1 protein-coding gene is annotated in these 1173 nt (G+C 47.7%); it reads left to right on the top strand.

From position 1 onward, the window contains the following. Positions 1 to 10 precede the first annotated feature (10 nt). Positions 11 to 1015 (top strand): IS110-like element IS4321 family transposase, encoded by a 1005-nt coding sequence (locus ACVCAM_RS26400; RefSeq protein WP_000427623.1) that lies wholly within the window; start codon positions 11 to 13, stop codon positions 1013 to 1015. Positions 1016 to 1173 lie beyond the last annotated feature (158 nt).

Here is a 1173-nt window from a genome sequence, read left to right as displayed (position 1 = left end):
GAGAACTATCATGGAAAACATTGCGCTCATTGGTATCGATCTGGGTAAAAACTCTTTCCATATTCATTGCCAGGATCGTCGCGGGAAGGCTGTTTACCGTAAAAAATTTACCCGGCCAAAGTTGATCGAATTTTTGGCGACATGCCCCGCTACAACCATCGCAATGGAAGCCTGTGGCGGTTCTCACTTTATGGCACGCAAGTTGGAAGAGTTGGGGCATTCCCCAAAGCTGATATCACCACAATTTGTCCGCCCGTTCGTTAAAAGCAATAAAAACGACTTTGTCGACGCCGAAGCTATTTGTGAAGCTGCATCGCGTCCGTCTATGCGTTTTGTGCAGCCCAGAACGGAATCTCAGCAGGCAATGCGGGCTCTGCATCGTGTCCGTGAATCCCTGGTTCAGGATAAGGTAAAAACAACCAATCAAATGCATGCTTTTCTGCTGGAATTTGGCATTAGCGTTCCCCGAGGAGCTGCCGTTATTAGCCGACTGAGTACCATTCTTGAGGATAATAGTTTGCCTCTTTACCTCAGCCAGTTATTGCTGAAATTACAACAGCATTATCACTATCTTGTTGAGCAGATTAAAGATTTGGAATCCCAGTTGAAACGAAAGTTGGACGAAGATGAGGTTGGACAGCGCTTGCTGAGCATTCCCTGCGTCGGAACACTGACAGCGAGTACTATTTCAACTGAGATTGGCGACGGGAAGCAGTACGCCAGCAGCCGTGACTTTGCGGCGGCAACAGGGCTTGTACCTCGGCAGTACAGCACGGGAGGTAGGACGACATTGCTGGGAATTAGTAAGCGAGGTAATAAAAAGATCCGAACTTTGTTGGTTCAATGTGCCAGGGTATTCATACAAAAACTGGAACACCAGTCTGGCAAATTGGCCGATTGGGTCAGGGATTTACTGTGCCGGAAAAGCAACTTTGTCGTCACTTGTGCTCTGGCAAACAAGCTGGCCAGAATAGCCTGGGCCCTAACGGCACGACAGCAAACTTATGTAGCATAACGGCAGAAATACACCGGTTTAAAGAATTACTGATCTGGTTTTGCGAATACTGATATTGATGATACTAACGGCCCACCGGCCTGTTGAGGAACCTGTAAAACGGAAAGGCTCATTGAAGCCGTATATTTTCTGGAGGTTCATCAGGCGCGGAACTCATC

The sequence above is a fragment of the Enterobacter sp. CFEC122 genome, from assembly GCF_052983755.1.
Note: the sequence above shows the minus strand (reverse complement) of the source record. Positions and strands in the feature narration are given on the sequence as shown.

Bases quoted from the DNA above. Each gene is read 5' to 3' on its own strand.
- ACVCAM_RS26400 (WP_000427623.1), top strand. From the start codon at position 11: ATGGAAAACATTGCGCTCATTGGTATCGATCTGGGTAAAAACTCTTTC.